Consider the following 26,742-nt stretch of genomic DNA (forward strand, 5'->3'; position numbering starts at 1 on the left):
GGAGCCTCGGCATGACCCCCCCTCCCCGACACGGCCGATGGCCTGGGGCGGCGGCCATGAGCCGGGCCAGCCAACTTGCCTCGCTGGCGCAGGCGCTCCAGTTGCGGCTCGAAGCCCTGCACGAAGGCATGGACCCGAGCTGGCGCGCCCCGCTCGGCCTGGCGCAATCCGCCCAGGACTGGGACCAGGGTGCCGTGGGACAGCGCATGTCCATTGCGCTGTATGAACGCAGCTGTGGCCCCCTGCCTCCCCTGCCCTCCCTGGAGCACCCTGCCAGCCGGCTTGCGCTGATGGACCGGACAAAGATGCTGTCGCGATTGTGCGCTCTCGCCCTGATGGGCCGGCCCGGTGTGTTGCGCTGCTGCGTCGAGCGCACGTCGCGGGCCGCGCTGCAGCAATGCCTGGGGCCGGCCTACGGGGCCCTGCGAGGCCTTCAGGAAGGCACACCCGTGCCCAGTGAAGTCGCATCGTGGACACCCCTCGCATGGGCCTGGGTCGGTTACCGCGAACTGGTGCGGGAAGGCGTGTGGCCCGACCGGGGATTGCGCCGGCTGGCCCGATTGTCTCTGCCCCTGTCGCGGCAGGACGAGCCCCGCGCCCGGCATGTGCCGGCGGCACTCAGCCCGGCCCATGCCCGCCTGGAGCGGCTGGAATCGCTGTTCGAAGGCACACCATGCTGATCTGGTCCAACCCGAACCGCGCCCAGCTGCGCACCGACACCGGCATCCTCCGGGCCCATGAAATCCCCACGGTGACCGGCGTACTGGGGCTGCTGGAGAGCGTCCGGGATGAATGCGCCGCCATCCGCGAGGAAGCCCGGGCCCAGGCTCAACGCACCGCCGACGAAGCCGAACAGTCGGCCCAGGCCCTGTTGCAGCAGGCGCGGCAAGAGGCCGAAGCCCTGGTGGACGAGGCACGGCGCGAGGCGGCTGCCGAGCGAGAGCTGGGCTATGCCCACGGCGAGCGCGAAGCCGCCGCGCGGTGGCATGGCCGCTTCGCGCAGCTCAAGGCCACGCATGAAGCCGCCTGGCACGCCATGGACACCCAACTGGCCGGCGTGGTCGCGCTGGCCGTCGAGCGCATCGTGCAATCCGAATCGCGCGAAGCCCTGTTCCAGCGCGCCCTGTGGACCGTGAAGGATGCGCTGCGCCAGGCAGGAACGGCCAGCCTGCGCGTTCATCCGGACGAGGCCGAGGCGGCACGCACCGCCATCGCCTCGGCCGTGCGTGGGCCGAACGAGCCCGAGGTGCGCGTCGAGACCGATGCATCGCTCGCGCTGGGCTCCTGCATCTTCGAGTCCGACATCGGCCGGCTCGACACCAGCCTCGGTGTGCAGCTCGCTGGCGTGCGCTCTGCACTGGAGCGGGCCACCCGGTTGGCGATGGCCAATGCTTCGCAGGAAGCCAGCACGCCGCCAGACCCCGAAGAGATCGAGATGGAACCTTTGCATGAGGTCCAGCTGACGTCCGCCCACGAAGCCACGGAGTGGCTGGAGGCGGACGAAGCCGAAGCCGAAGCCGAAGCCGAAGCCGAAGCCGAGGAAGCGGAAGCGGAAGCGGAAGCGGAAGCGGAAGCGGAGGAGCCTCTCGTAGCCGAGGACCCGCTGGACACCGAAGAGTCGGTGCCCGAGCAAACCCTGGCATCCGTTGCACCGCCTCTGGCCCAGAGGGCAGACGACTCGCCCAACTGGTTCTCATCCGCCAAGCCGTTGCACAACGACGACGATGCGGTGGACTGGCTCGAAACCCTGGACCCGATGAGCGGGACTGCCGGCGACGGCGATGACGATGACGACGAGGAAAAGCACCATGCTTGAAGTCTCCGGACTGCCCCAATGGATGGAGCAGGAAATTGCCTCCGCGACCATCGTTCGCCGCAGTGGCAAGGTCGTCGAGGTGATCGGCACCTTGATGCGCGTGACCGGCCTGGACGCCAAGCTCGGCGAGCTGTGCCATGTGCTCGATGAAAGCGGTGGCCTGCTGCAGGCCGCCGAAGTGATCGGCTTTGCCAACGGCCAGAGCATCCTGTCACCGTTCGGATCGATCCTCGGCGTGCGGGGCGGCTCGGCGGTGGTCGGCCTGGGCGAGGTGCTGTCCGTCCCTGTGGGACCCAAGCTGCTGGGCCGGGTGATCGACAGCCTGGGCCAGCCCATCGATGGCAAGGGTCCGCTCGATTGCCTTGAGCGGCGCCCGGTGTTCGCCCTTCCGCCCACGCCGATGGAGCGGGAAATGATCGAGCACCCCTTGCCCACCGGCGTGAAGGCCATCGATGCCCTGCTCACCCTGGGCGAAGGCCAGCGCATGGGCATCTTCGCGCCGGCGGGGGTTGGCAAGAGCACGTTGATGGGCATGCTGGCACGTGGCACGGAGTGCGACATCAGCGTGATCGCGCTCATCGGCGAGCGGGGCCGCGAAGTGCGCGAATTCGTCGAGTTCATTCTGGGTGAAGAAGGCATGGCGCGGTCCGTGGTGGTGTGCGCCACCTCCGATCGGTCGTCCAGCGAACGCGCCAAAGCAGCCCATGTGGCCACCGCCGTGGCCGAGTACTACCGGGACCAGGGCTTGAAGGTACTGCTCATGATGGACTCGCTCACGCGCTTCGCCCGCGCGCAGCGGGAAATCGGCCTGGCTGCGGGCGAGCCCCCTGCGCGGCGCGGCTTCCCGCCCTCGGTGTTCGCCGAGATCCCCCGCCTGCTGGAGCGGGCCGGCATGGGTGCGGTGGGCTCGATCACGGCGCTGTACACCATCCTTTACGAGGACGAGAGCGGTGGCGACCCGATCTCCGAAGAAGTGCGAGGCATTCTGGACGGCCACATGATCCTGTCACGCAAGATCGCGGCCCGCAACCAGTACCCGGCCATCGACGTGCTGGGCAGCCTGAGCCGCGTGATGTCGCAGATCGTGCCCAAGGACCATCAGCAGGCTGGGGGGCACTTTCGCCGCCTCATGGCGAAATACGACGAGATCGAACCGCTGGTGCAGATGGGGGAATACAAGCCCGGCAACGATGCGCTCGCGGACGAGGCCATGCAGAAAATGCCCCAGATCCTGGATTTCCTGAACCAGGCCACATCGGATCTCTGGGATTTCGACCGATCGGTGGGCACCTTGGCACACGTGGCCAACGGCTGACCCCACGGCCCGCCAGCCGGGATCCGGCCAACGGTCAGGCCAGGCGGCGGGGCAAGAGACCGGCGAGCGAAGCGATGGCCATGCGGCCCACGCCGGGCGCCGTGCGCCATGCGAACCGCGCTGCCTGCCCCAGCAGGCCCAGCGGGCGCACGTGGCCGTCAACCATGTCCCGCCACAACAGCCCCGTCAGCAGGCGCGACAGATCGATGCCGAGGTACAGCGCCGCCAGCGCCAGGCATGCCACACGCCGGACATGGCCAATACCGAACGCGCGGGCCACATCGGAGGCCACATGGCGATGCCCCACCTCTTCCTCGCAATGCCAGCGCCACATCCGCGCCTCACGGCCATCGCCCTGCAGCCAGGCCGTTCCCTGCAGCACCTGCGCTGAGAGCAGCGCAGTCAGGTGCTCGAACGCCTCGGCCAGCGCCAGGCGTGTCGGCAGCGGCAGACCGGCCAGGTCCTGGACCGCCGCCGCGACCCGCCCCTCCAATTTGGATACCGGCACGCCGGTCTGCGCCAGGCGCTCGTTGTAACGGCGGTGCGCTCGCTGGTGGGTGGCTTCTTCCCGCACGAAGCGCAGGGCCTCGTCACGCAATGCGGGAGCCGAGACGCCTTGCCCGCCGTCGGCCTGGAGCGCATCGGAGATGGCATCGATCACGAAGGCTTCGCCGGACGGCAGCAACAGCGACAGGGCGTCGAAGAACCGCGTGCGGAACATGTCTCCATTCCAGGGCACCACACGGGCTTGCGTAGCGCTCAAAGCAGCGCTCCGGCCCAGTGCGTGGCACGTCGCAGCACCGCAAACGGCAGGATGCGCCACAGCGGCCATGCCGCCGCGAGCGGCACGGTACCACGCAGCAGAACGCCGTGGTCCAGCGATTCCGCATGCGGGAAGTAGTCCGGCCGCACGCCGACGATCTCGCGAAAGCCCTTGCGATGGTAGTACCGCAGCTGGGCATCGGCCGGCAGGCCGCCGCGGCGCGAATGCACATAGGTTTCCGCATCGGGCGCAAGCCCTTCCTGCAAGGCCCGGCGCAATCCGGGCACTGGCGATCCCAGATAGATGTCGCGCCAGCCATGCCGAAGCGCATGGGGCCAGAAGAACCGGATCAACTGGCAGGCCGCTTCCGGGTCCACGCTGGTCAGGCTGATCCCGAAGAGGCTGCGGCCAGGCTTCGCGCCGACCGGTTGTCCTGCGCAATCGTGCCAGGACCGGGCGGCCACCAACGCCTCGCGGCAGGCCGGCTTCATGAAGAGCGACGCCAGCGCCTCTCCTGTTTTCGGGCAGAACGCACCCACGCACAGATCGGGATGGGCCAGGATGCGACTGCGCAGAGCCGCTTTGTCGGCGGCTTGCTCCGGCGTCCATTGCCGGGCTTCCAGGCGCAGCAATTGCGGAATGTCGTCCAGCCCCAAAAACCGCGCACGGGGCCTGCTCGCCACCTGAGCAATGCCCTGGGGCGCCATGGCTGGCGAACGCACGCTGCGCGACGGCATCCAGGAGCCCGCCGGCGCAGCGCGCCGAATCTGCATATCGAAAGACATGGGGTCGGATGATCGCCAGCCCGTATGAAAGGCTGATGACACCCCGTGCAATCGGCCACCGCTGGCCTGGCCCGCTCGCTTGTCGGTCGATCGCTTCGCATGCCGGCTGCCTGCGCTGGGTATGGCTGCCTACCCTGGAGGCATCCCGATCAACGCGAGAACGCCATGAACAGCCTTATCCTGAAAAGCCCCCCTACAGAACTGCGCCCGGTAGCGGGCGGCCTCTTCGCCTGGCTGAGCGCCAAGGCCTCCAGCGCCCATCGCCTGCGCCGCGCATCGTCCCATCGCATGGGTGGCGCGTCCTTGGCGCCTGCCGCAAAGCAAGCAGCCGCCCGGCCGGCCGAGCATCCCGTGCGGGACCTGTCCGAGGGGCAGGCTGGCGTGCCGGTGGTGCGTGGCACACAGGGCCTGCTCGACATCTGCGAGGACGGACTTTTCCCCGGGTTGCGCAAGATGGTGCTGCGGGGTGAGTTCAGCGACGCGGATCTGCAGCACCTGCCCGGGTCGCTTGAGGAGCTGGAACTGCTGCATTGCAAAGGCATCAGTTCCGCAGGCCTTGCACAACTTTGCCAGTTGGATCTGCGCTCGCTCACGGCCCGCCATCTTCACATCGATGCGCAAGGCGCCGCGATCCTCGCAGGCCATCCCACGCTGCGCTGCCTGGACCTCAGCCACAACCCGATTGGCGATGAAGGCGCTCGCGCGCTGGCTCGAAACCCCGGCGTGCAAACGTTGCGGCTGAACGACTGCGGCATTGGCAATGCGGGCGCCACCGCCCTGGCCGCCAACCCCCACCTTCAGGTGTTGGAGCTGCGCAGCAACCCAACGTTGGGCGCCGAAGGCATCCGCGCCCTGGCCCGCAGCCACGGCATGCGTTCGCTCGACCTGAGCGACAACCGGCTGCGCGACCCGGCCATTGCCCCGCTGGGCAGCAACCGCAGCCTGACCCACCTGGTACTGGGCGGCAACCTGATCGGCGAAGACGGTGCCCGCAGCCTGGCGGCACACCCGTTCCTGGAATCGCTGAACATGCAACGCAACCGGATCGGGGACCAGGGCGCTGGCGCTCTGGCGCGCATGCCACGTTTGCACACACTGGTGGCATCGGGCAACGGCATCGGCACGGCCGGTGCGCAAGCCCTGGCACAGCACACCGCCCTGACCACCTTGGACCTGCGCCACAACCCGATTGGCGATGCAGGTGCCCAGGCGCTGGCCGACGCCCCGTCCCTCGTCTGCCTGGATGTGGGCAGTTGCCAGGTGGGCAATGCCGGCGCGTGCGCATTGGGCCGCTCCCGCACGCTGACGCGCCTGGTCCTGCGCAACGACATGGCCGGCACCGTGCAGATCACGGAAGCCGGCGCTTGCGCCCTGGCGGCCAGCACCTGCCTGACCGAACTCGATCTGGAGGGCCACCAGATCGGCTCCGGCGGTGCCCGGGCCCTGGCGGCCAATCCCCGGCTGCAGAAGCTGAATCTGGCCCGCAACCGGATCGGCGAGTCGGGCGCGCATGCGTTGGCTGGCAACCGCACGCTGGCATCGCTGGACCTCTGGAGCAACCCGTTTTCCGAGCGGGGAAACCGCGCGTATGCGCAAACGCATCGCGCATTGATGACGGCCCTCGGTTGAGGAACTCCGGCAGCGCCGGATCAACCGAAGGCTCCTGCCGCAAAGCCAGGGCAGGGCCCGGCCGTTGAGGCATGCCTGCTTCGGCTTGGCGTGCAGTCCGATGGTCGGGCAGGCAACAGTTGCCAGCCCGCAGGGCCCCCACTCCCTCACTCAATCGGATTTGGGCTTGACCCAATGGGTCAGTTCATCCCGGTGCTGCAGGGTGCGAAGGGTCTGATCGACCATTCCCTGGATTTGCGCGATCTCGCCTCGGTGGATACCAGCGCCAGCCGCACCGCCTCGCAACAGCTGCTGAGCGATCTGCAGGTCGGCCAATTCCGGCTTGCTGGCGTCCCGTAGTCCAGCCAGCGTGTCAATCGCCGCACTGAGGTACATCGCGTCATCGCCCCCCTGCTCGGAAATCACGCCCTGCAGCTCTTCAGCCAGGGCCACCAAACCATTCTGCGCGTGATACGCCGCATTTGACAGCCGTACCAGCTTGTTGTCTCGCCACTTGTCCAGGGAGTCCGTCAGGCTGTGCGATGCACCGCCCAGGTACTCCTTGCTCGCCTGCCAGACAAAATCGTTGGAGGAGCTCTGGCCAGCCTGCTGCAGCATGTAGCCCTGCGATCGCAGGGATTCGCCTGGCAAGGCGGAATTGGAGCCGCCCCGCCCCAATTGCCCGACCAAGGCGCCGATGCCGGTCGAGGCAACGCCCGCCATCACATTGGACGCCAGCGACCGGCCCATGTCGCTGATCCGGGCACGAACGTCGTCGCCATTGGGCAACCATGATCCGCTGGTGCGCCAGGGGCCGACCCAAAAGTGCTGCGTCAATGCCAGCGTTTCCTTGGCCACCTCCGCTCCATAGCCAGGCAACCCTTTGATGTCGGCCAGCCCCGCCGCTGGCAACCCGGGCTGGGGCAAGCTTCTGGCAAACACGTTGGCCTTTCGCGTTCCTCCGGCGAAATCATCCAGATTCGCATAGGCCACCGACTTGCCCATGCCCAATGCCAGTTTGGTCATGCCCCCTCCGAGCCCCGAAGCCCATAGCGAGTGCGCGAACACCAAGGCGGGATTGGTGAACGCGTAGATCGGCATCACCTGCCGGCGCAGCACATTGAAGCCCGCCGTCATCAGCGGCTGGGCCAATACCCCCCACTGTTTGCCATCCAGTGCCACCTGCAGCGCGGTCACCGACTTGCGCCGCAGGTCCGCCTGGGCCTTCAGCTCGTTCATCGTGGGCAAATGCCGCGGACCACCGAGCGAGTCTGCCGTCACCGGCCTCCAGAACTCCTTGCGTTCGTTCACCACCCGGATCTGTACTGGGCAAGGGTCGGGGACCAGCACGTGAGGATCGATGGCCTTGAACTGGGGAAAGTTGGCCAAGGCCGCTCGCCGGTCCATGGCCGACAGCAACGTGGTATCGACCATGTGCGCGGTGAGCCCCCCGAGGGTGCCGCCTGCGAGCGCCGGGTCGTACTGGTTGCTCAACTCTCCGATGTTCACCGATTGGCCTTCGGCGTTCAGGCCCGAGCGTGGACCGATCGCGGTGGCCATCGCATTGGTGGCAGGCGAACGCGCCATCGAACTCAACAACTGCCGCCCAAAATCGTACCCTGCAGGCAAGGCTGCATCGCCAGCCCGCAGCGAGTAGCCCCCGGCCCCGGCAGCCTCCTGCGCATCGGCATGCTGCCGGGCCCATTCCTCGTACACTGCCGCCATTTCGCGCTGCTGCTCGTTTTCTGTGCGAAACGGTATGTTACGCAGGAAGGCCACCAAGCGGTCGCCCGCGGACAGAGCGGTACGGTCTGAGGTCGGGGGGTCGACGACCACATGCGGCATGCTGGCCTCCAGATCCACCCTGTCGACGGCGATGTCTTGCACCGGCGCCTGCACATCGGCCGCCTGGGCCGTCGCGGGCTCTGGCGTCTGGCCTCGCCATCCCACCTGTCCCGCCAGGGCATGGGCGCCGGTCCATGCAGCCCCCACGCCTTGCGCCATGCGCCACCCACCCGACTGCAAGGTCTGGCCAATGGTTTCCATCCAGCTGCGGGAGGTCCCGGCGTTGGCCAGGCTTTCATTCGGAGATGGCATGTCGATGGCGACGTAGCTTCCGGACGCCGACGGGGAGTTGGTGCTCCGTCCGGGCAACACTGTCCGGCGCACCGGAGTGGCCGACTCGGTGGTGCCTGGCGTGGCGCGCGGGCTCAAGCCCTGGTGCTCGAGCGTTTGCGTCGGGGGCCGCTCGGTCGTGTGGCTGGCGGCCGTGGTGTTGGCATCGGTCCGATGGGGGATGGTCCGGATGCTGCGGCCAGTGATGTTCGGGTGGTCCATGGGAGTGTCCTTGGGTCCAGAAGTTCGTGAAACGGAGAGTCCGCCGGTCTCAAGCCGAGGAAGGCGCTGGCGCGGGTTCGTCCAGCAGTGCCTGAAGCACACTGGCCCCGATGCCATTGAGCATGTCCATGGCGGTGGCCGCGTCTTGAGGCGCCTCGATCCAGGACAGCGAACTGAGCTGCAGCATGCCCTCAGCGGATGCTCCCAGATACCAGCCAAACTCCTTCAGGACCACGGCCTGCAGCGTCAAAAGCTTCAAGACCTCCGGACCGGCAAGCTCTTGCGCCGCGACCGGCAGCAGCACTTCGGGCAGCACCGCGGCATGCTCGGGGTGCAAGTGGAAACGGCCGGCCAAGCCGGCCGGCCCGCTGATAACCCGTGGGGCCACCAGGAGAAGGCCGTCTTCCGCCCGCAGGCCGATGTGCACGGCCAACTGGGTCAGGAAATCGATCTGGGCGCGCGTCGCGGCCTCGGGCACGCGGGCAACGGTGGATGGGGCGCTCATGGGAGTGTCCTATGACGAATTGAGTGGGGGGTGTGGGAGAGAAATCAGGGCACGGAGGTGGCACCGACGGAAAGACATTGCACTGCCGCTGCTGCTGAAAACGAGGCAGCAGGCCGTGTGGCGGCGGGATGCGCCGCACGCAGGCGCAGCGGCTGGCAGGGCAGGCGAACGCCTGCATGCACCAGCCGCTGTGGCCAAGCAAGGCCGGAAGATCCGCTGGCATGGCGCAGCAGACTTCCAGCCTCTTTTTCATCAGCCCGTGAAGGCCTTCGTACCGCGGTTTTCCGCACCTTCCACCTTGGTGGCTGCGGGTGCGAGCACATCGTGGGGCGCGCCAACGATGTCGTTGTTGGCCAGCTTGATGTTGGCCTGCGTCGCGTCGGTACGCACCACGGCTTCCTTGACGTTCCTGATCGTCGAGTTGGTGATCGAGATGTCGGTCGCGAAGTCCTTGCCACCGTTGGTGCGGACCAGCTTGCTGGTGCCATCGAAGAAGGAGTTGTCGATGGAGAAGGCGCCGCCGTGGTTGAGCTGGAACGTCTTGTCGGTGGCATTCGCCGCGCCGCCGTTCTTGAACACCACGTCGCCTTCGCCCTTCTTCGTCATGAAGTCCTCACCCACATCGCGGCCAAACACGCCGTCGAGGGTGGCGTTGCCTTGGGTGTGAATGCCATCGCCGCCGGAAATCTGGACGTTCTTAAGGGTAGCACCGGGTTCCAGGATGAATACCGGCTTCTGATTCTCGCTCTGGCCGCCGTCCCCAAGAGCAGGCCCCGCCTTGTAATGCACGTTGCCGCCGTCGAAGGTGGTGCCGGCCTTGACCACAATGGGCTCATTGACGATCTTTTCGCCGCTGGCGGGTGGAATGCTAGTTACCTTGCCGCCAGAGCCAGAACCCGTAGTGGAAGGGGTCTCGGAAGGCTTGGTGCCGGTAGAAGGGCCCGTCGTGGAAGGCTTGTCGGTGGAAGGCTTTTCCGTACCGCCGCCATCACCCACTGGAGGCTTCGTGCCGCCACCATCACCAGAAGGCTTCGTGCCGCCGCCGCCACCACCAGCAGAAGGCTGCGTGCCGCCACCACCAGCAGAAGGCTGCGTACCGCCGCCACCACCACCAGCAGAAGGCTGCGTACCACCGCCACCACCAGCAGAAGGCTGCGTGCCGCCGCCGCCGCCACCGCCTCCACCCGACTCGCTATCGGACTCGTCCGGCTTCTTGCCCGTCAGGAGTTCGATCAGTTTTTGCAGCAACTCCATCAGTTGTTGGGTTGCATCCTGTGCGCCACCATTTTGCTTGTCGCCATTGGCCAGCTTGTCCAGTGCGCTGCTGTCGCCCTTGATGAGGGCCTCGACCAATTGCTTGAGCATGTCGCCCGGCGAGCCCTGCCCTTTTGCACCATCAGTTCCATCGACTCCACCGGAATCACCAGTTCCGCCAGTTCCACCGGCATTGCTGGTGCCGCCAGAGTCCTTGGTGCCGCCGGCTCCACCGCCACCACCAGAGCCTTCCGCCTTTCCGCCCTGCAGGGTTTGCAGGATTTGCAGAATCTGCTCGAGCACCTGCAGCAGCTGCTGGATCGACGACTGGCCGTCGCCGCTTTGCGTGCCGTCCGCGCCCTCAGTGCCGCCAGTGCCGCCGGCACCGTTTGTGCCTCCGGTGCCACCCGTACCGTTTTTCCTGCCCAGGTCTTCCACCGCACCCGAGCCACCCGACAGCAGTGCTTCGATGAATTGTTTGGCCAGATCGCCAATGTCGCTGGCGCCTGTATTGCCGTCGCCACCGCTGCCGCCGCCGTTGGTTTGCCCCGTGCCGCCTGTGGTCATCTTGTCCAGGATCTGGCGCAGATAGCTTTCGCCCAGTTGCTCCAGCAGGTTGCCACCGCTGCCGCTGTCCCTGCCCATTTCATCGAGCGTGTTGCCGCCACCGCCGCCGAGCTTGTCGGCAATGCTTTTGGCCAGATCGCTGGCAGGATTCTTCTGCGAGTTCTGCTCCATGGACTTGGCGATCTGCTGCAGCAACTCGCCGAACTGCTGGATCAGGCCGGCCACGCCCTGGCCCTTGTTCGCGCCGCCGCCTCCGTTGGCGCCGCCCGCGCCGCCCTTGCCCGACACACCATCCGTGCCGCCCGCTTTGCTGTCGGAACCGTCTTTGTCCATCGCTTTCATGACTTGCTGCAGCACCAGCACGACCAGCTGGAGCAGTTCGTCCTGCAGTTTCTGGGAAGAGTTCTGTTGGTTGTCCGACAGAGAGTCCAGGTTGTTGTTGAACCGGGATGTGGTCTGGGTTTGGAAATTGACTGACATACTGACTCCTTAAGGCAAAGTGAAAAAAAAAGCTGCCCACCCCATGGCGGCTCAGACAGAGAAATGCGGCGGAGGGATCCACCGTGTTGCGCGACGGCGTGGGTTCAGAGAAAGCGACTGACTGCGGTGGCGACCGGATCGACACGTGGTGGGAAACCCCGGCCCCGCGGTGCACATCGCTGGGACACTGCAGGCGCGACGGCACGAGGGGCCGTCCACACCTCACCGACACAGCGCATCGGCGCGCCGCCAGTGCACAGGACAGGCTGGCAGTCCAGCTGCGAAGGCGGGACTGCGCGGCCTGCCGGTTGCCCTCAGCGTTATCCATGGGGCACCGCCGGCGATTGGGGTGAGGCAGGGGGCGAGGCCGCAGGCGACAGCAAACGCTTGATGCGCTCGGCCACGGGCCGCATCGTGAGTTGCGGCCGCACCTGCTGGAAGAAAACGCCCACCAGGAGTACCAACAGCAGCATGGTCGTCGCCCCCTTGATGGGCTGCGCGAGGCTGTTGGGCTCCAGCTTTTCTGCGGCCTTTCCCAGCAAGCCAATGCCCAGGTCGATGAGCATCAGGATCACGATCACCGGTCCGGCGATCTTGAGCACGGTTTCGGCGTAGTTGGTGACTTCGGTCGGCAGGAACCGCTCCATCAGCACCGCCCAACTGGGCATGACGCCCGTGAGCGGCCACCACTCGTACGAATCGAACAGCAGGCCGATGAAGACCAGCATGCCCCCCAGCATGTAAAAGCCTACGATGGCCAGTTGCGACAGCAGGTTGCCCACCGGCGTGCTCTGCTGGCCGCTGAGCGGATTGGTCTGCTGGATGTTGTTGTAGCCGGTCTGGTTGTCAATGAGCATGCCCACGCTCTCGGCCACCCAGAAGACGGTGCCGACCGCGAACCCGATCAGCATTCCGATGACGCCCTCCTTGAGCACCAGCACCGCCATGTCCACGGCGGTCAGCGAATGCAGCAGTTCGGTCGGCTGGCCCCAGGCCACAAAGGCGCCCAGCACAAGCACGAGCCCACCGCGAGTGCGCCCATACAGCAGCATGTCGTTCGTCGCCGGCATGACGAGCATGGCGGCATAGATGCGCGCAGTGGACAGTGCCAGCACGGCAAAGAAGCCCTTGAGATCGAGGGTCAGCTGGAAAAGGCCCAGCCCCTGCTGCATGGAGGGGTCCATCGCCACCTCATGCCCTGGCGCCGCGCGCCAACTGCAATCGCGTGCGCGCAGCGGCACGGGAGCAGGCCAGCATGCGAGCAACGGCCGTTTCCTCTGCCTCCTCGTCCTGCGCGTCCTCCTGGGCCCGTTCAGCCTCCTGCACGGCCCGCTCCAGCCGGGCCTCGGTCGCCTCCATTTGCTGCGTTGCGCGCCGCAGCGCGAACTCTCGCTCGGCCACCCGCTGCACGGCGGCTTCCACCTGCGCTGCCGCGCGCTGCGTCAGCTTGCCGGCATCGGCGCTGCGCACTTCCGCCTCCTTGACCAGGATTTGCAGCGTCACCACGTCCTGCGCATGAAAGCCTTGCGGACGCTCCGTGGTCGAGGCGATGCGGCCGCGCAGGTCGCTCTCGGCCTGGCGCACCTGCGCCTCCTCGGCCACGGCCGCTTCGTGCGCGGCCTGCTCGCGATCGCGCTGCCGGGCGCTCTCCTGCAATGCCGCTTCGCTCTGCTCGACACGCCGCTTCTTCAGGCGCACCAGGATGCGCAACCCCTTGATCGTGCTCATGAATCCCTCTCCAGCGGCCAACCGACATCGATTGACCTTCTGGCGGCAAGACTAGAAGCGCGCGGCCTCGCGCCATGGAACCCGAACGAAGGCAGTCACGGCAATGCGAATGTGGGCACGCAGCGCAGGACTGCGATCCGTCACGTTCGTCTGCGAGGGCAAGGACTTCGCATGGATCGCATGCCAGGCGGCGTGCAAAGCTAGATTGCAAGAACCCATCGCGCACCGCGACCAACGAGCCCACGCCATGTCAGAAAAAACGGAAGAACCCACAGACAAGAAGCTCCTGGACGCCCGCAAGAAGGGAGAGGTTCCCAAAAGCCAGGACGTCGTGGCCGCGGCCATCCTGGTGGCCTCGCTGCTGGTGCTGATCGGCTCCGGCCCCATGCTCTACGACCACATCGCGAAGGTGGTGAAAACCGCCATGCACCAAGGCATGCAGGCGCAGGACACGCAGGAGGTTCTGGCGCTGATTTCCTCCATGGTGCTGGACGGCGCGATCGCCGCGTTCTCCCTGGTCATCGTCTCCGTGCTGGTGGCGATCATTGCCATGATGGGCCAGGTGGGGGTGATCATTTCGTTCGAAGCCATCCAGCCGAAATTCGAAAAACTGAACCCCGCCGAAGGCCTCAAGAAACTGATCAACGCACGCTCGATCATCGAGTTCTGCAAGTCTGTGGTGAAGGCCGTGGCACTGGGGGCCGTGATCTGGCAAATCGTGCTCAGCCTCGTGCCATTGCTGGTGGGCTCGGCCTACCTTTCTGCCCAAGGCGCGGGTCAGGTGGCGTGGAGCGCCATCCTGCGGTTGATCGGTTTTTTCGTGCCTGGTGTTCGTGATCATCGGTCCCGTGGACTTCGGCTTGCAGCGCTGGCTGTTCATGCGCGACCAGCGCATGAGCAAGGACGATATCAAGCGGGAGCGCAAGGACAGCGACGGAGACCCCCATGTCAAGGGCCAGCAGCGCTCGCTGCGCGACGAGCTGGCCAACAGTCCACCGCAGGAACGCGTGCCCGGCGCCACCGTGGTGGTCACCAACCCGACCCACTACGCCGTGGCCCTGCTCTACGAGGAAGGCGTCACGCCCCTGCCCATCGTGGTGGCCAAGGGGATGGATGCACAGGCCGCGGTGATCCGCGGCCTGGCCGCAACGCATGGTGTTCCGATCATCGCCAACCCGCCCCTGGCCCGCGCGCTGCACCGCCTGCCGCTGAACCAACCCATTTCCGAAGAACTGCTCGAGTCCGTTGCCGTCGTGCTGCGCTGGGTCGCAGAACTCGACCAATTCGGCGGCGGCACGGCCGCAAACACCTCTCCTCCCTGACAAGCCTTCACCACCAGGAACACCCCATGGCCAAACGCTTCGACTCCACCCTGGTCAACGACATGACGATGGCGGGCTTTCTCGTCGGCGTGATCGCACTGATGATCCTTCCGCTGCCGACCATGCTCATCGATGCGCTGCTGGCCATCAACCTCACGGTGAGCATCCTGCTGCTGATGACCACGCTGTTCATACCGGACGCGCTGTCGCTTTCGACCTTTCCTTCGCTGCTGCTGTTCACCACGCTGTTCCGGCTGGCGCTGAACATCGCCTCAACCAAGGCGATCTTGCTGCATGCCGATGCAGGCCACCTGATCGAGAGCTTCGGGCAGTTGGTGGTGGGCGGCAATCTGGTGGTGGGGATCGTGGTGTTCCTGGTCATCACCATCGTCCAGTTCATCGTGATCGCCAAAGGCTCGGAGCGGGTGGCGGAAGTCGGCGCGCGCTTCACGCTGGATGCCCTGCCAGGCAAGCAGATGAGCATCGATGCCGACTTGCGCGCGGGCCTTTTGACGCCCGATGAAGCCAAGCGAAAACGCGCTCACCTCGGAATGGAAAGCATGCTGCACGGCGGCATGGACGGCGCGATGAAGTTCGTGAAAGGCGACGCCATCGCCGGGCTGATCATCACGATGGTGAACATCCTCGCAGGGGTTGTGGTCGGCATCATGTACCACAACATGACCGCCGGCGAAGCGGCCAACCGCTTCGCGGTGCTGTCCATCGGCGATGCCATGGTGTCGCAGATTCCTGCCCTCTTCATCTGTATGGCGGCCGGCGTTCTCACCACCCGGGTGACCGACGAGCACAAGAAAAAGCCCACCTCGCTCGGCCAGGACATGACCGAGCAACTCACCCGCAACCCCCGTTCGATGTACCTTGCCGCGGCGCTCACGGCGGGCTTCGGCTTCATTCCGGGCTTTCCGATGGTGCCTTTCGCCCTGCTGGCGGGCGGTCTGGTGGCTGGCGGGCACTTCCTCACCAAGAAACGAACCCAGCTCGCGGGCAACTCGCTGTCCAAGCCGATCGCGGCCCTGATGCGCGAAGGGGCCAAGGGAGACGCGCCCTCCATCCAGCAAAAAGCCCCCGAGTTCGCCAAGCCGCTGTCGATCCGCATGTCGGATGCATTGGGCAAGCTGATCGATGCAGAGCGGCTCAACGGCGCACTCAACAAGGAACGGGAAGGACTGCAGTCCAGGCTGGGCCTGCCGTTTCCCGGCGCTGCGATGTGGGTGGACATCGAACTGACCGGCCTGCGCTACGAAGTGCTGATCAACGACGTTCCGGTGGCGCAGCCCGAACTGCCGGGCCGCATGCTGCTGCTGCTCGACCCCCAATCGCCCCTGGCCGCATCGGCCCAGCCACACGGGCCCGCACTGGGCAGCGAGGTCTCGCTGTGGCTGGCGCCGGAGGCCGTGCCCATGGCCCAGCGAGAAGGCGCATGCATCGATGTGGAGCAGGTCATCGCGCGCGAAGTCGTGGGCATGCTGCAGCGGCACGCCCACCTGTTCATGGGGGTTCAGGAGGTGCAGTGGGTGATCGAGCGCAGCACGCCGGAATACCCCGGTCTCGTGGCCGAGGTGCAGAAGATCATGCCCCTGCAGCGCATGGCCGAGGTGCTGCGCAGGCTGCTGGAAGAACAGGTGCCGATCCGCAACATCCGCAGCATTTTCGAGAGCCTGATCGTCTGGGGGCCCAAGGAAAAAGACCTGTTGCTGCTCACGGAGTACGTGCGCTCCGACCTCGGCCGCTATCTCGCGCATGAAGCGACCAGTGGCCAGCGGCATCTGTCGGCCATCTTGCTCGATCCGGACATCGAACAGGCGATCCGCGGCTGCATCAAGCCCACGCCGGCGGGGAACTACCTGGCCATGTCGCCCGACGACGCGCGCGACCTGACCGAGCGCATCGCCGCGGTCGCCGATACCGCCAGGCAGCCCGGCGTGGCCTTGGTGACGTCGATGGACATTCGCCGCTATGTCAAGAAGATGATCGAAAGCCGCCTCGACTGGCTGCGCGTGTACTCGTTCCAGGAGTTGGGAACCCAGGTGGAACTGCGGCCTATCGGCCGCGTTTCCTGAGGACCGCGGCCATGACCTCTCTCCAGCGCCCCGATCACACCCTGCGCCACGTCGCGCACCCTGCAGTGGCAGCCACCCCCGCGCTGCTGCGGCCGAACTCGCAAGAGCGGTTTCGCCGCGAGCTGTTTCCACCCGCACTCCCGCAGGACGACCCCGCCGAAGACGAAGTGATCGAGTCCACCGATCCCTTCGCCACGGCTGCGGAGGGCACCCCGCCCGACCCCATGGACTCGAGCGACGGAGAGCCTCGGGAGCAGGCCGATGCGCAAGGCGATTCGCCGAACGAGGAAGAGCGGGACAACAACGCACCACCCGCTCCTGCGCCGCAGGCTGCGACATCCGACCCCTTGCCGCCGCAATACTTCTTCATCCAGGGCGATACCGTTCCGCCACCGCTGGCACGCACACCCGCCCCCGGGGAAGCAGGGCAGGATCTGCCCGACGACCGGCCACCCGTGCACGCCGTCGGTGCCACCGGCACCGCCACGGATGCGGAGCCGCCGCAGTGGCTGCGAGATACCGCGCAAACCATTACCGATCTGTGCCTGCGGGCAGACCCGGCTTTCCAATCCTGGGCCGTCACGGTGCCCATGGACCCCAAGGTGCTGCCGGAATGCGAGCTGGCCCTGGGGCTTTCGTCCTATGCCATGACGCTTCGCTTCCGAACGATGTCGTCCGAGTCCCGCCACCTAATCTCAAAGCATCGCGATCAACTGCACGGGTTGCTTGCCCGCCTGGGCACGGCCCACCGAAGCATCGACATTGACCTGGAATGACCTTGAACGCAGTCAAGCCACTGGCTTTCCCCTTAAGCGACCTCGCAAGGTATCTGCCGCCCATGGACCACGGCGAAGCCCGTCTGGCGCGGGTGATGTTCGATCGGCGATTCGTGCGGTGGGTTCGGGCCCTTTCGGGACAAACGGGTGCGTCGGTCAGCCGGCGCCGCCGATCCGGCAAACGCATCAGCATGGAATTTCGGTCGGCGCAGGGCACGATGCGGCTGTCGGTACCCAGGACCGACTGGCCTGCGCTGGAGATGGCGGCGCGCCTGCCAGACCCCGCGCTGGCCCGGGACGTTGTGCACTCGCTGCTGGCCCAGCTGCTCGCCCCGTTCCAGTCCCGCTTTGCCGGCCTGGTGCTGCATGGGATGCAGCTGGACTCCGGCGCTGCCCCTTTCGAGATCACCGCAAGAAATCGCCGCATCGAGCTGCAGGCCATCGACGAAGCGATGGCAGGACAGATCCAGGCGTTGCTGGCTGCCTCGGTCCGAAGCGACGCAAGCCACCTGCTCGGCCTGCGCGTGGCCTGCCGCATCCGGCTCGCGCGCAAAACGTATTGCGCCTCCGAACTGGGCTCGGTCAGTGCGGGCGATGTGCTGCTCACAGGCTTGCCCGCCGGCGCCTCGGCCTCTTTGCATTGCCACTTGTCTTTTGGAATGGGCGTCTCCATGGAAACCACTGCACAACTCGATATCGACTCGCACCAAGCCACGCTCGACGGCACACCTGAGCCCGGCAGCGAACCCATTCCGGAGCACGACCTGCCAGCGGGTGCGGAAATCGGTGCCATCGGAAAGCTGTCCATCCCCGTGGCCTTCGAGATAGACAGCGCCCGCGTCCGGCTCGACGATCTCGCGGCCTTCGGTCCGGGCTCGGTCATCACGCTGGACATGCCCGTGCGCGAAGCACTGGTGCGCCTCGTGTGCCACGACCAGGTGATCGGTACCGGCCGCCTGATTGTCATCGGCGAGCAACTCGGCGTGCGCATCGAGCGAATGGGGCTCAGCCTGGCGGCCGAAGCACCACCACAAGATTTGCCATGACCCCGCTGTCATCCGTCCAGGGGCTGGACCCCATCTCGCTGTTCATCGCCCTGATGGCGCTGGCGGTGCTGCCGTTCGCGGCCATGGTGGTCACCTCGTACACCAAGGTGGTGGTGGTGCTGGGCTTGCTGCGCAACGCGCTGGGCATTCAGCAGGTGCCGCCCAACATGGTGCTCAACGGCATCGCCATCATCATTTCGATTTACGTCATGGCGCCGGTCGCCATGGAGGCGGCCGACAAGATCCAGAACGGGCCGCCGTCATCGCAGACGTCGAACACCCAGCAGCTGCTGGCAGCCGCCTCCGCCGCGAAGGAGCCGTTCCGGCAATTCCTCGTCAAGCACGCGCACCCGGCCGAAAAGGCATTTTTCCTGAAGTCGGCACAGGCGATATGGCCCCAGGAACGCGCAAAAGCGCTTCTGGTCGACGACCTGATCGTGGTGGCCCCGGCTTTCTTGCTGACGGAGCTGACGGCCGCCTTTCGCATCGGTTTCCTGCTGTATCTGGCCTTCGTGATCGTGGAGCTCGTCATCGCCAACGTGCTGCTGGCCATGGGCCTGTCTCAGGTGTCGCCCACCAACATCGCCATCCCGTTCAAGCTGCTGCTGTTCGTCGTGCTCGACGGGTGGTCCCAGGTCATGCACGGACTCGTGCTGACCTACCGATGACGGAGGACGCAACCCCATGACGCACGACAACATCGTTCAACTGACGTCCGAGGCACTCATGCTGTGCCTCATTCTGTCGCTGCCCGCGGTGGCCGTGGCGGCCATCGTCGGTTTGCTGGTGGCGCTGGTGCAAGCCGTGACATCGCTCCAGGATGCTGCCATTTCACAGGGCATCAAGCTGATCTGCGTGACCGTCACTGTTGCGGTTTCCGCCCCGTGGGTCGGGAACACCGTGCTGCAGTTCTCCCAAAGGCTGCTCGCGGCCACGTTCACGCCATGAACCCCAATGCGCCGCTCTTTCGCGGGCTGCAACAGCTGCAGCGGCTCAAGCAGTTGCGCCTGCGCGAGCACAATCATTTGATCGCAGTGCAGCATGAGCAGGCCGCGCGCAACGCCTCGCTCATGCAGCAGGGCCGGTTCGGCGACTACATTTTCCGCACGGTTCCCCGCCCACCGCTGCCCTTGCCACCCAAGCAGGCCCGGCTCCCCGGCCAGCCCGATGCCCCGCTCTTGGCACCGGGACAAGACATTCCGCTCGAAATCCTGCAGGCCGGTCCCGAAGAATCCGAAGCAAGGCAAGGATCTGCGGAGCGGTGGAAGGCGGCCCTCGACGACGACCGTGGAGAACGCTACGCGCGGTACCGGGAATCACTCCGGGACACCGGGAACGAGCCCGCGGCGCTGGACAGTTTCCTGCGACAAGGAGGCAGCAGCCGTGACAAGGGGGATTCCCAGGAGAATTCCGAAGGCGGCAATTCCGGATCAGGGTCCGGATCGGGATCGGGATCGGGTTCTGGCTCCGGGTCGGGCTCCGGCAAAGGCGATCAAGGAAGTTCGCGTGACAACCCGCAAACCAGCCGGATGGCCAAGCCAGGCCTGGCTGGGGGTGCCATGGCGGCCCAGCATGTTTTGCAGCAGCATTACGCCGGCACGGCGCAAGACCGGGCCCATGTCCTTACACGGCGGCTTTGGGATCACAGCCGAAAGCCCCACTTCGCTGCCACCCCCACGCGGGGCATGGCGGAGATGGCGGCGTACCTTCAAAACCACGAAGAACGGGGTGCATTGGGCACCCTGCAACGGGTCAAGATGGCGTTGTTGCTGTGCGGGGGGCCCGCACCCGATGCAGCCAGTGACACCGTTCGCATGAAAGACCTCAAGGCCTTGCTGCCGCTGGCTTTGCTGAGCACCGATCTCCCACGCACGCCGTCCCAGGCAAGCATCGCTGCAGAGCGGCAATTGCAGGCCAGCCAATCCTTGAAACGGCCCGTTCGCCCATGAGTCTCGATCAATACAACCAGTTGGTCACCGAGCTGTGCGAGGCCATCGACTTGCCCGATCCGCAGGCGGTGCTCGCGCAGGGCTGGATCGAGGTCGAAGGATTCGAGGTTCTGCTGTCGCACTACGAGAACGACCCTGCCGCGCTGTATCTCAACTTCCATTTCGGCATCGTCACCGCAGGGCGCACGCTGACCATCTTTCGGCTCCTGCTGGAGGCCAATCTCACCGTGTATGCGCAGGATCAGGCCCAGGCAGGCATCAACCCCGATACAGGAGGCATCATCCTGATCGTGCGGGTGCCGATGACGCCGGAAATCACCGGGACCTGGCTGGCCGAAACACTGACCCACTACACAGAGCACGGACGGTACTGGAAGGACAACGTGCTGAGTTCCACCGACGAAGCCTTCAACGGCATCTGTGCGGGGGACTACATCTGGCTCAAGGTGTGAAACCCAGGCCCCCGCCGCCCATGCCCCGATCGGGCTAGAACGTGTTCAAGGTCTTTTTTGGAGCACGTGCTGGCACGCAATTGGACGGGGTGGGGGTCCGTGGCACCGCATGGGCGGGTGCCCACGCAAGCCGCCGGAACGCTGCGTCATCCAGTTGCGCTCCAACCCGCGGGACCCATGCCTTTTCAAGCGGCCTGCGTGGTGGCGCTGGCCGAAGTCCGAGGCAATGGGTGGCGCACCACGCTTTGCACCCGATTGCGAAACGTCACCTGCACGGCCCGAAAAAGACATTGAGCACGGTCCTGCTGCCGTTACCAGTAAAGCGCGGTGTATTCGTTGCCGACCGCCTCCGTCCCCTCATGGGACAGCAGCCGGTAGCCCCGTCCATAAGCCGCCTGGACGCGCAACTGGCAACCGGCCTCTCGCAGTTTGGTGCGCAGCTTGTAGATGTGCTGCTCCAGGGTGCGTTTGTTGGACTCGACCGAGCGCCCCCACACCTTGGCGATGATCGTAGGCAAGGACACCACCTGGTTGGGCTTGGAAAACAGCAGGCAGGCCAGTTCACATTCGCGGTGCGTGAGGCCCACTGTCTTGTCTCCATGAACGAGGCAAAGCCTGGCGGGGTCGAGCCGGCAGCCGTCGACATCGATCGGGTGGGCGGCCTGGAACGCCTGGGCTTCCATGTGGCCGCGCAGCCGGGTCTTGAGTTCGTCATGCCCGACGCGGGAAAGGCTGATGTAGTCCACCGCACCGCAGGCCAGGGCCACGCCGAAGCCGGCGTGCAACTCGGCCCCCACCACCACGACGGGAACCTGATCGGAGACGCAGGTTTTGATCAGTCCCAGATCTTCCGCCAAAGTGCCTCCGCAGTCTTCAAGGATCACGGCATCAAAGGCCTGCTGTCTCACTTGCATGCGAAAAGCCGCAATGCTGACGTGCAGCATGGCTTGAATTCCGCCACGGGAAAGCAGGTCCACCAGGAACTGGTTCACCGTCGATCGACGCGAAAGAAGAGCAATGTTCATGGAATCCCTCGACGCAAATTTATATCGACAAATGGCGGCGCATCACGCTGCCCCCTTGGCCTGTTCAGCTGGACCGTGGGTGCCAAAAAAGCGCCATCCGGTTGCTACACATAGTCACAGATTTTGCAATTTTTTCCCAACCTTCCGCGGAACAGAATCAGCGAAATATTCTCTGCAGTATGCCCTTTCGATAGGTCAATTGCTTATAGGCAATAACTATTCGACGCCATAGCAGTCCCTTATCAGTCTCCGGTCCAGGCTTTGTGCGCTCAATTGGCTGGCGCAGCAGTCCCTGTTTTTTTTACTGGCCGTTCTGAATTCGCCGCCCTCCCCTCTCTCGCTGCAAATCCCGTCCTCGACGGCCTGATTTCACTCTAAGCACCTCGCATGAACGACGAAGCAGCCCTTCATGAAAAACCGATGACTTGCCGATGAACATTGGATGAACAGGGGAGCGGATGTGCTGCCAATAGCTTCAGGCAACGCGTGCAAAGGTATCCGAAGGCACTCACCATAAAACGTGGCAATTAGCAAAAGTTGAGGATTGAACGTAAGGAAGTTGAGCATTGCCCGGACGCCCGTTCCTAGCATTGACTGGTCATCAATCAAAGGCGCGGCAACACCGCGAAGACCCATGCTGCTCACACTTCTGTCGTTGACCTGCCAGCGCGCCCAAGCCCAGGCGCCAGAGCTTTCCAATCTCATTCACGCCATGCGCGTCAAGGACGCGGCGGGCATCGGCCGCCGGCGCCTGGAGCGCAATGGCCGCGATACGGGCACGCCGCAGGAAGGCGCGCTGCTCGGGCGCAGCCTGCTGCTGGTTGGCATGGAAGAGGCCGCCAGCGAAGTGTTCCACCAGCAGCTCAAGGCCTATGACCAGGTATCGCGCAGCAACGTGCGCTGGCAGTCGGCACTGGACCAGGCCTGGCTCTTTCATCATCTGAACAAGCCCGCCCGTGCCGTGGCCTGCTGGTCGATCGTGGCCAGCGACCACGAAGCCCCGCTCGAATTGCGTGTGGAAGGCCATTGCGGCAAGGCGCTGTCGATGCAGGCCCTGGGCCAGCATGCCGAAGCCTTGGCCACCGCACGCCAGGCGGAAGCGCTCTGCCAGTCAGCTCCCGCAGCCATGCTGGAGCCGCACGCCAGGGCGATCCGCCTGGAGGTGCTGGCCCGGGTGCACCTGCTGCGCCATGAAGAACTGACAGACCATGCGCTGTCGGAGTCCGCAATGGCACTGGCACGCGATCTGCCGACCGAGGCAGAGATGGTGGCCGAACTGGCGGCGCTCGAGTCAAGCCCCCACGCGCCCGAACTGCTGCGGGCCCGCCTGGCTTACCTGCGCTGCGGCTTGCTGGGACACCACCCTGCCAGCCGGCAAGAGGCGGTGGCGAGCTTCGTGCGCTGGCTGCGCGAACACGAACTGGCGGGCCTGGAATCGCAAGTGCGGGTGGAAGCCTGCCTCGCGCTGCTGACCGACAAGGCGGCCACGGGTGCCCGCGATGTGATCCAGCCGCTGGCCAGCGTCGAACGCGAGGTCGATCGGCACCCTTACGCGTCGGACATCCAATACTGCCTGTCCAAGATCCACATGGAAGAAGGGCGGCTGGGCGAGTCACTGCGCCAGTACAAGCGCCACGTGGCCCAGGCCATGCGCGTGGTGCACAACACGGTGCTGGCGCGCATGAACAGCGCCGCGTCCACCCTGCCCTCCCAGGCCCAGGACACGACCGGCTTGCGCCTGCCGCCCCGCTACCGCGCGGCCTACCGCTACATCGTCGAGCACCTGCACGACGCCAACCTTTCGGTGCGTGAAATCGCAGGCCGCCTGGGGGTCACCGAACGCGCCCTGCAACTGGCGTTCCGCAACCACCTGGGCATGACGCCTGCCGAACTGATCCGGACCGAGCGCGTGAAGCGCATCGAGGACGAACTGCGCGAGATGAGCGAAACCGGCGGACGGGCCCACATGCTGGACGTCGCGTCACGCTGGGGCATCTGCAACCGGTCCACGCTGGCCAACGCCTTCAAGCTGTCCGCCGGGCGTCCCGCCGATGCGCACTGATATCACGGCTGGCGGGACGCGACAGCCGCCCGCCGCCCTGCCGTCACTTCACGGAGGTCTTGGCGCCTTGCTCGACCAGCCGCGCGAACTCTTCATGTTCGTAGGCGATGTAGGTCTCCATCATGCTGCGGTAGATGGCCTCGATCACCTCGGGCTGGCCGCCTTCGGCCAGCGCACGCTCGCGCACCCGGCGCACGATGAATTCGATGCGGCCTTCGTCCCGCACCTGGGACTCGCGCTGCTTGTTCAATGCGGCCTGGGTCATGTAGCCGCCGCGCTCCACCAGCAACGGCACCAGGATGTCGTCCAGCGCGTCGATGCGCGCACGCACCTGCGCCATGCTGCTGCAGCGCTCCACCTTGTCGATCGCCCGGGTCATCATTCGAGTCCTTCCTCAACCAGTTCGGCAGCGCGCAGCAGAGCGCGGGCCTTGTGTTCCGTTTCCTTCCACTCCAGCTCGGGCACCGAGTCGGCCACGACGCCGGCCGCGGCCTGAACATAGAGCGTTCCGTCCTTCACGATGCCGGTGCGGATGGCAATGGCCACATCCATGTCCCCGGCGTAGCTGAGATAGCCGCACGCCCCGCCATACAGGCCACGCTTGACGGGCTCCAGCTGGTCGATCAGCTCCATCGCATGCACCTTGGGCGCGCCGGTGAGCGTGCCTGCCGGAAACGTCGCCTTCAGCACGTCCATGTTGGTCATGCCGTCATTGAGCAGGCCCTCGACGTTGCTCACGATGTGCATCACGTGGCTGTAGCGCTCCACGGCGAACGCCTCCGTCACCTTCACCGAGCCCGTCTTGGCGATGCGCCCGATGTCGTTGCGCGCAAGGTCGATCAGCATCACGTGCTCCGCGCGCTCCTTGGGGTCGTTGACCAGTTCGATTTCCGTGGCCTTGTCATGCTCGGGCGTGTTGCCGCGCGGGCGCGTTCCGGCCAAAGGCCGGATCGTGACCTTCTGGCCTTGCGGGGTGCTCTCTTGCCGCACCAGGATCTCCGGCGACGCCGAGACGATGTGGAAGTCGCCCATGTGGTAGTAAAACATGTAGGGCGAGGGGTTCAGCGACCGCAGCGCGCGGTACAGGGAGAGCGGCGATTCGGTGTAGCGCTTGTGGATGCGCTGGCCCACCTGCACCTGCATGAAGTCGCCCGCGGCGATCAGCTCCTTGGCACGATCCACCGCCGCCAGGTAATCGGCCTTGGCAAAGTCGCGCTGGGGAGGATGGCTCTCCGTCGGCTTGACGACCGGCGCGGCCACCGAATACTTGAGCTGGTCCTTCAAACCCCGCAGGCGTTGCTTGCCCCTGGAATACGCCTCGGGCTGGCCCGGGTCCGCGTAGACGATGAGGTACAGCTTGCCCGAGAGGTTGTCGATGACCGCCAGTTCCTCGCACTGCAGCAGCAGGATGTCGGGCATGCCCATCGTGTCGGGCGGGCAACTCGCTTCGAGCTTCTTTTCGACGTAACGCACCGCGTCATAGCCGAAGTACCCCGCCAGGCCGCCGCAGAACCGCGGCAGGCCGGGGCGCAGCGCCACCTTGAAACGCTTCTGGTACGCCTCGATGAAGTCCAGCGGATTGCCGGCGGCGGTCTCGACCACCTGCCCATCGGTGACCACCTCGGTCTTGGCGTCGGCCCCGAAGCCGCTGGCCCTCAGCAAGGTGCGCGCCGGCAGGCCAATGAAGCTGTAGCGGCCGAACCGCTCGCCCCCCACGACCGATTCGAGCAGGAAACTGTATTTGCCGCCGTCCTTGCTGTAGGCCAGCTTCAGGTACAGCGAAAGCGGCGTCTCCAGGTCGGCGAAGGCCTCCGCGATGAGCGGAATGCGGTTGTAGCCTTCGCTGGCCAGGCTTTTGAATTCAAGTTCTGTAATCACGGGAATTTCCCAGTCGGGCAGCGCCAGCACAAGGACGTGGGGCGCCGCAGTTCATTGCGTTCGGCCCGTCAGGGCCACGGGTGCAGCTGGGATTGCCCCAGGTGCCATCAGGCGTTCGATGCGGCTGGCTTGCGCCAGGGCCAGGCTCCCCGGTCGCTGCAACCTGTGATGAACACGTGGTGAATGAACATGGGGAGAAAGTGTAGCAAAGCGCCTGCGCCCGCCCGCCGCGGCCGGCGAACCAGGGGCCCTGCCGCAATCCTTGCTGAAAACCCTGTTGTGCGCGCCCGGACACGCGGCAACAATCAGAAACGAACGATCGTTCTTTTTTTGGGAGTTGCCATGATGTTTCTGCAGCGGTGGCTGGCAGCCACCCTCGCCGGCCTTCTTGTGACCATGGGGGCCGCCTGGGCCCAGGTCGTGACCGTCGCCGATGTGAAGTACGCCACCGCCCTGCCACTGCAAGGCAGCCCCTTGCTGCTCAATGGTGCGGGCATCCGCTACAAGGCCGTGTTCAAGGTGTACACGGCGGGCCTGTACCTGGAGCGCAAGGCGGGCACGCCGCAGGAAGTGGCCGCCCTGCGCGGTCCCAAGCGGCTGTCGATCACCATGCTGCGCGACATCGAATCGGCCGAGCTGGGCAAGCTGTTTTCGCGCGGCATGGAAGACAACATGGACAAGGCCTCGTTCTCCCGCCTGGTGCCCGGCGTGCTGCGCATGAGCGAGATCTTTTCCCAGCACAAGAAGCTCTCGGCCGGCGACACCTTCACCGTGGACTGGCTGCCCGGCACGGGCACCGTGATCAGCGTCAAGGGCGTGGCGCAGGGCGAGCCGTTCCGCGAGCCCGAATTCTTCGATGCCCTGATGGGCATCTGGCTGGGCGAGCGGCCGGCGGACTGGAAACTCAAGGACGCCCTGCTGGGCAAGGCGGGCGGCTGACCCAGGTGTTCGCGGCCCTCCGGCTGGCGGCGCACGGCGTCCGGCCCCTGCTTT

At 65.7% G+C, this 26,742-nt stretch carries 24 protein-coding genes and 1 pseudogene; 15 read left to right on the top strand and 10 right to left on the bottom strand.

Going from position 1 to position 26,742, the window contains the following annotated elements; genetic code table 11:
* From AC27IQ_RS03095 to sctN, 3 genes are all read left to right on the top strand, one after another.
* The coding region (locus AC27IQ_RS03095; protein WP_487088129.1) for a type III secretion protein HrpB4 at positions 1-680 on the top strand (680 nt) is incomplete at its 5' end.
* Complete coding sequence (sctL, locus tag AC27IQ_RS03100) at positions 674-1,816, top strand: type III secretion system stator protein SctL (protein ID WP_487088131.1); 1,143 nt, start codon at positions 674-676, stop codon at positions 1,814-1,816. The genes AC27IQ_RS03095 and sctL, both read left to right, overlap by 7 nt.
* Positions 1,809-3,131, top strand: coding sequence for a type III secretion system ATPase SctN (sctN, locus tag AC27IQ_RS03105; RefSeq protein ID WP_284406600.1), 1,323 nt, complete (start codon positions 1,809-1,811; stop codon positions 3,129-3,131). The genes sctL and sctN overlap by 8 nt, the downstream gene beginning before the upstream one ends.
* Positions 3,132-3,165: 34 nt before the next feature.
* Here the strand turns inward: sctN and AC27IQ_RS03110 are convergent, their stop codons facing one another.
* A complete protein-coding gene (locus AC27IQ_RS03110; protein ID WP_284431033.1) occupies positions 3,166-3,894 on the bottom strand; it encodes a metal-dependent hydrolase in 729 nt (242 codons plus the stop codon).
* Entirely contained in the window at positions 3,891-4,550 is a 660-nt protein-coding gene (locus tag AC27IQ_RS03115; RefSeq protein ID WP_487088134.1) for a hypothetical protein, read from the bottom strand. Before AC27IQ_RS03115 ends, AC27IQ_RS03110 begins: the two co-directional genes overlap by 4 nt.
* A gap of 294 nt (positions 4,551-4,844) precedes the next feature.
* On the opposite strand from AC27IQ_RS03115, the gene AC27IQ_RS03120 reads away from it, so the two are divergent.
* Positions 4,845-6,308 carry a leucine-rich repeat domain-containing protein gene (locus AC27IQ_RS03120; RefSeq protein ID WP_284431031.1) on the top strand — a complete coding sequence of 488 codons (1,464 nt, stop codon included), beginning with the start codon at positions 4,845-4,847 and terminating at the stop codon, positions 6,306-6,308.
* Positions 6,309-6,458: 150 nt separating this feature from the next.
* Here AC27IQ_RS03120 and AC27IQ_RS03125 read toward each other — a convergent pair whose 3' ends face one another.
* The 5 genes from AC27IQ_RS03125 to AC27IQ_RS03145 all read right to left on the bottom strand — a co-directional run bounded on the left by AC27IQ_RS03125 (position 6,459) and on the right by AC27IQ_RS03145 (position 13,158).
* Entirely contained in the window at positions 6,459-8,624 is a 2,166-nt protein-coding gene (locus AC27IQ_RS03125; RefSeq protein ID WP_487088136.1) for a hypothetical protein, read from the bottom strand.
* A gap of 49 nt (positions 8,625-8,673) precedes the next feature.
* Entirely contained in the window at positions 8,674-9,129 is a 456-nt protein-coding gene (locus tag AC27IQ_RS03130; protein WP_284431029.1) for a hypothetical protein, read from the bottom strand.
* Positions 9,130-9,381: 252 nt separating this feature from the next.
* Positions 9,382-11,430 carry a pectate lyase gene (locus tag AC27IQ_RS03135; RefSeq protein WP_487088138.1) on the bottom strand — a complete coding sequence of 683 codons (2,049 nt, stop codon included), beginning with the start codon at positions 11,428-11,430 and terminating at the stop codon, positions 9,382-9,384.
* Between the two features lie 320 nt (positions 11,431-11,750).
* The gene (gene sctT / locus AC27IQ_RS03140; RefSeq protein ID WP_487088140.1) at positions 11,751-12,614 is read right to left on the bottom strand and encodes a type III secretion system export apparatus subunit SctT; all 864 of its coding nucleotides are present in this window, start codon (positions 12,612-12,614) and stop codon (positions 11,751-11,753) included.
* Positions 12,615-12,621: 7 nt separating this feature from the next.
* On the bottom strand, positions 12,622-13,158 hold the full coding sequence (locus AC27IQ_RS03145) for a type III secretion protein (RefSeq protein WP_487088142.1): 537 nt from the start codon (positions 13,156-13,158) through the stop codon (positions 12,622-12,624).
* A 247-nt stretch (positions 13,159-13,405) separates the two neighbouring features.
* Here AC27IQ_RS03145 and AC27IQ_RS03150 point away from each other — a divergent pair.
* The 9 genes and pseudogenes from AC27IQ_RS03150 to AC27IQ_RS03190 form a co-directional block, all read left to right on the top strand.
* Positions 13,406-13,912 (top strand): annotated as a pseudogene (locus tag AC27IQ_RS03150) (EscU/YscU/HrcU family type III secretion system export apparatus switch protein); the annotation flags it as partial.
* Positions 13,913-13,991: 79 nt separating this feature from the next.
* Complete coding sequence (locus AC27IQ_RS03155) at positions 13,992-14,480, top strand: EscU/YscU/HrcU family type III secretion system export apparatus switch protein (protein ID WP_487088187.1); 489 nt, start codon at positions 13,992-13,994, stop codon at positions 14,478-14,480.
* A gap of 26 nt (positions 14,481-14,506) precedes the next feature.
* Entirely contained in the window at positions 14,507-16,561 is a 2,055-nt protein-coding gene (sctV, locus tag AC27IQ_RS03160) for a type III secretion system export apparatus subunit SctV (protein WP_284406609.1), read from the top strand.
* A gap of 11 nt (positions 16,562-16,572) precedes the next feature.
* Positions 16,573-17,337, top strand: a complete 765-nt coding sequence (locus tag AC27IQ_RS03165) for a type III secretion HpaP family protein (protein WP_317353822.1) — start codon at positions 16,573-16,575, stop codon at positions 17,335-17,337.
* 191 nt (positions 17,338-17,528) lie between these two features.
* The gene (sctQ, locus tag AC27IQ_RS03170) at positions 17,529-18,383 is read left to right on the top strand and encodes a type III secretion system cytoplasmic ring protein SctQ (RefSeq protein WP_487088144.1); all 855 of its coding nucleotides are present in this window, start codon (positions 17,529-17,531) and stop codon (positions 18,381-18,383) included.
* Positions 18,380-19,051: a type III secretion system export apparatus subunit SctR gene (gene sctR, locus AC27IQ_RS03175; RefSeq protein ID WP_272565652.1), complete on the top strand. Its 672-nt coding sequence runs from the start codon at positions 18,380-18,382 to the stop codon at positions 19,049-19,051. Before sctQ ends, sctR begins: the two co-directional genes overlap by 4 nt.
* Positions 19,052-19,067: 16 nt before the next feature.
* The gene (gene sctS, locus AC27IQ_RS03180) at positions 19,068-19,331 is read left to right on the top strand and encodes a type III secretion system export apparatus subunit SctS (RefSeq protein WP_284431025.1); all 264 of its coding nucleotides are present in this window, start codon (positions 19,068-19,070) and stop codon (positions 19,329-19,331) included.
* Positions 19,328-20,332, top strand: coding sequence for a hypothetical protein (locus tag AC27IQ_RS03185; protein WP_487088147.1), 1,005 nt, complete (start codon positions 19,328-19,330; stop codon positions 20,330-20,332). Before sctS ends, AC27IQ_RS03185 begins: the two co-directional genes overlap by 4 nt.
* Positions 20,329-20,784, top strand: a complete 456-nt coding sequence (locus AC27IQ_RS03190; protein WP_272549503.1) for a type III secretion system chaperone family protein — start codon at positions 20,329-20,331, stop codon at positions 20,782-20,784. The genes AC27IQ_RS03185 and AC27IQ_RS03190 overlap by 4 nt, the downstream gene beginning before the upstream one ends.
* A 311-nt stretch (positions 20,785-21,095) precedes the next feature.
* Here the strand turns inward: AC27IQ_RS03190 and AC27IQ_RS03195 are convergent, their stop codons facing one another.
* On the bottom strand, positions 21,096-21,809 hold the full coding sequence (locus AC27IQ_RS03195) for a winged helix-turn-helix domain-containing protein (protein ID WP_272565656.1): 714 nt from the start codon (positions 21,807-21,809) through the stop codon (positions 21,096-21,098).
* A gap of 634 nt (positions 21,810-22,443) precedes the next feature.
* Between AC27IQ_RS03195 and AC27IQ_RS03200 the strand changes: the two genes are divergently transcribed.
* Positions 22,444-23,871: a helix-turn-helix domain-containing protein gene (locus tag AC27IQ_RS03200; RefSeq protein ID WP_284426252.1), complete on the top strand. Its 1,428-nt coding sequence runs from the start codon at positions 22,444-22,446 to the stop codon at positions 23,869-23,871.
* 43 nt (positions 23,872-23,914) lie between these two features.
* Here the strand turns inward: AC27IQ_RS03200 and AC27IQ_RS03205 are convergent, their stop codons facing one another.
* Positions 23,915-24,250, bottom strand: a complete 336-nt coding sequence (locus tag AC27IQ_RS03205) for a chorismate mutase (RefSeq protein WP_284426251.1) — start codon at positions 24,248-24,250, stop codon at positions 23,915-23,917.
* Positions 24,250-25,749, bottom strand: a complete 1,500-nt coding sequence (trpE, locus tag AC27IQ_RS03210; protein WP_284431023.1) for an anthranilate synthase component I — start codon at positions 25,747-25,749, stop codon at positions 24,250-24,252. The genes AC27IQ_RS03205 and trpE overlap by 1 nt, the downstream gene beginning before the upstream one ends.
* A 342-nt stretch (positions 25,750-26,091) precedes the next feature.
* Here trpE and AC27IQ_RS03215 point away from each other — a divergent pair, with 342 nt between their 5' ends.
* Entirely contained in the window at positions 26,092-26,688 is a 597-nt protein-coding gene (locus AC27IQ_RS03215) for a chalcone isomerase family protein (protein ID WP_284426249.1), read from the top strand.
* The last annotated feature ends 54 nt before the right edge of the window (positions 26,689-26,742 follow it).

It is taken from the genome of Acidovorax sp. KPB24-07 (assembly GCF_057543315.1).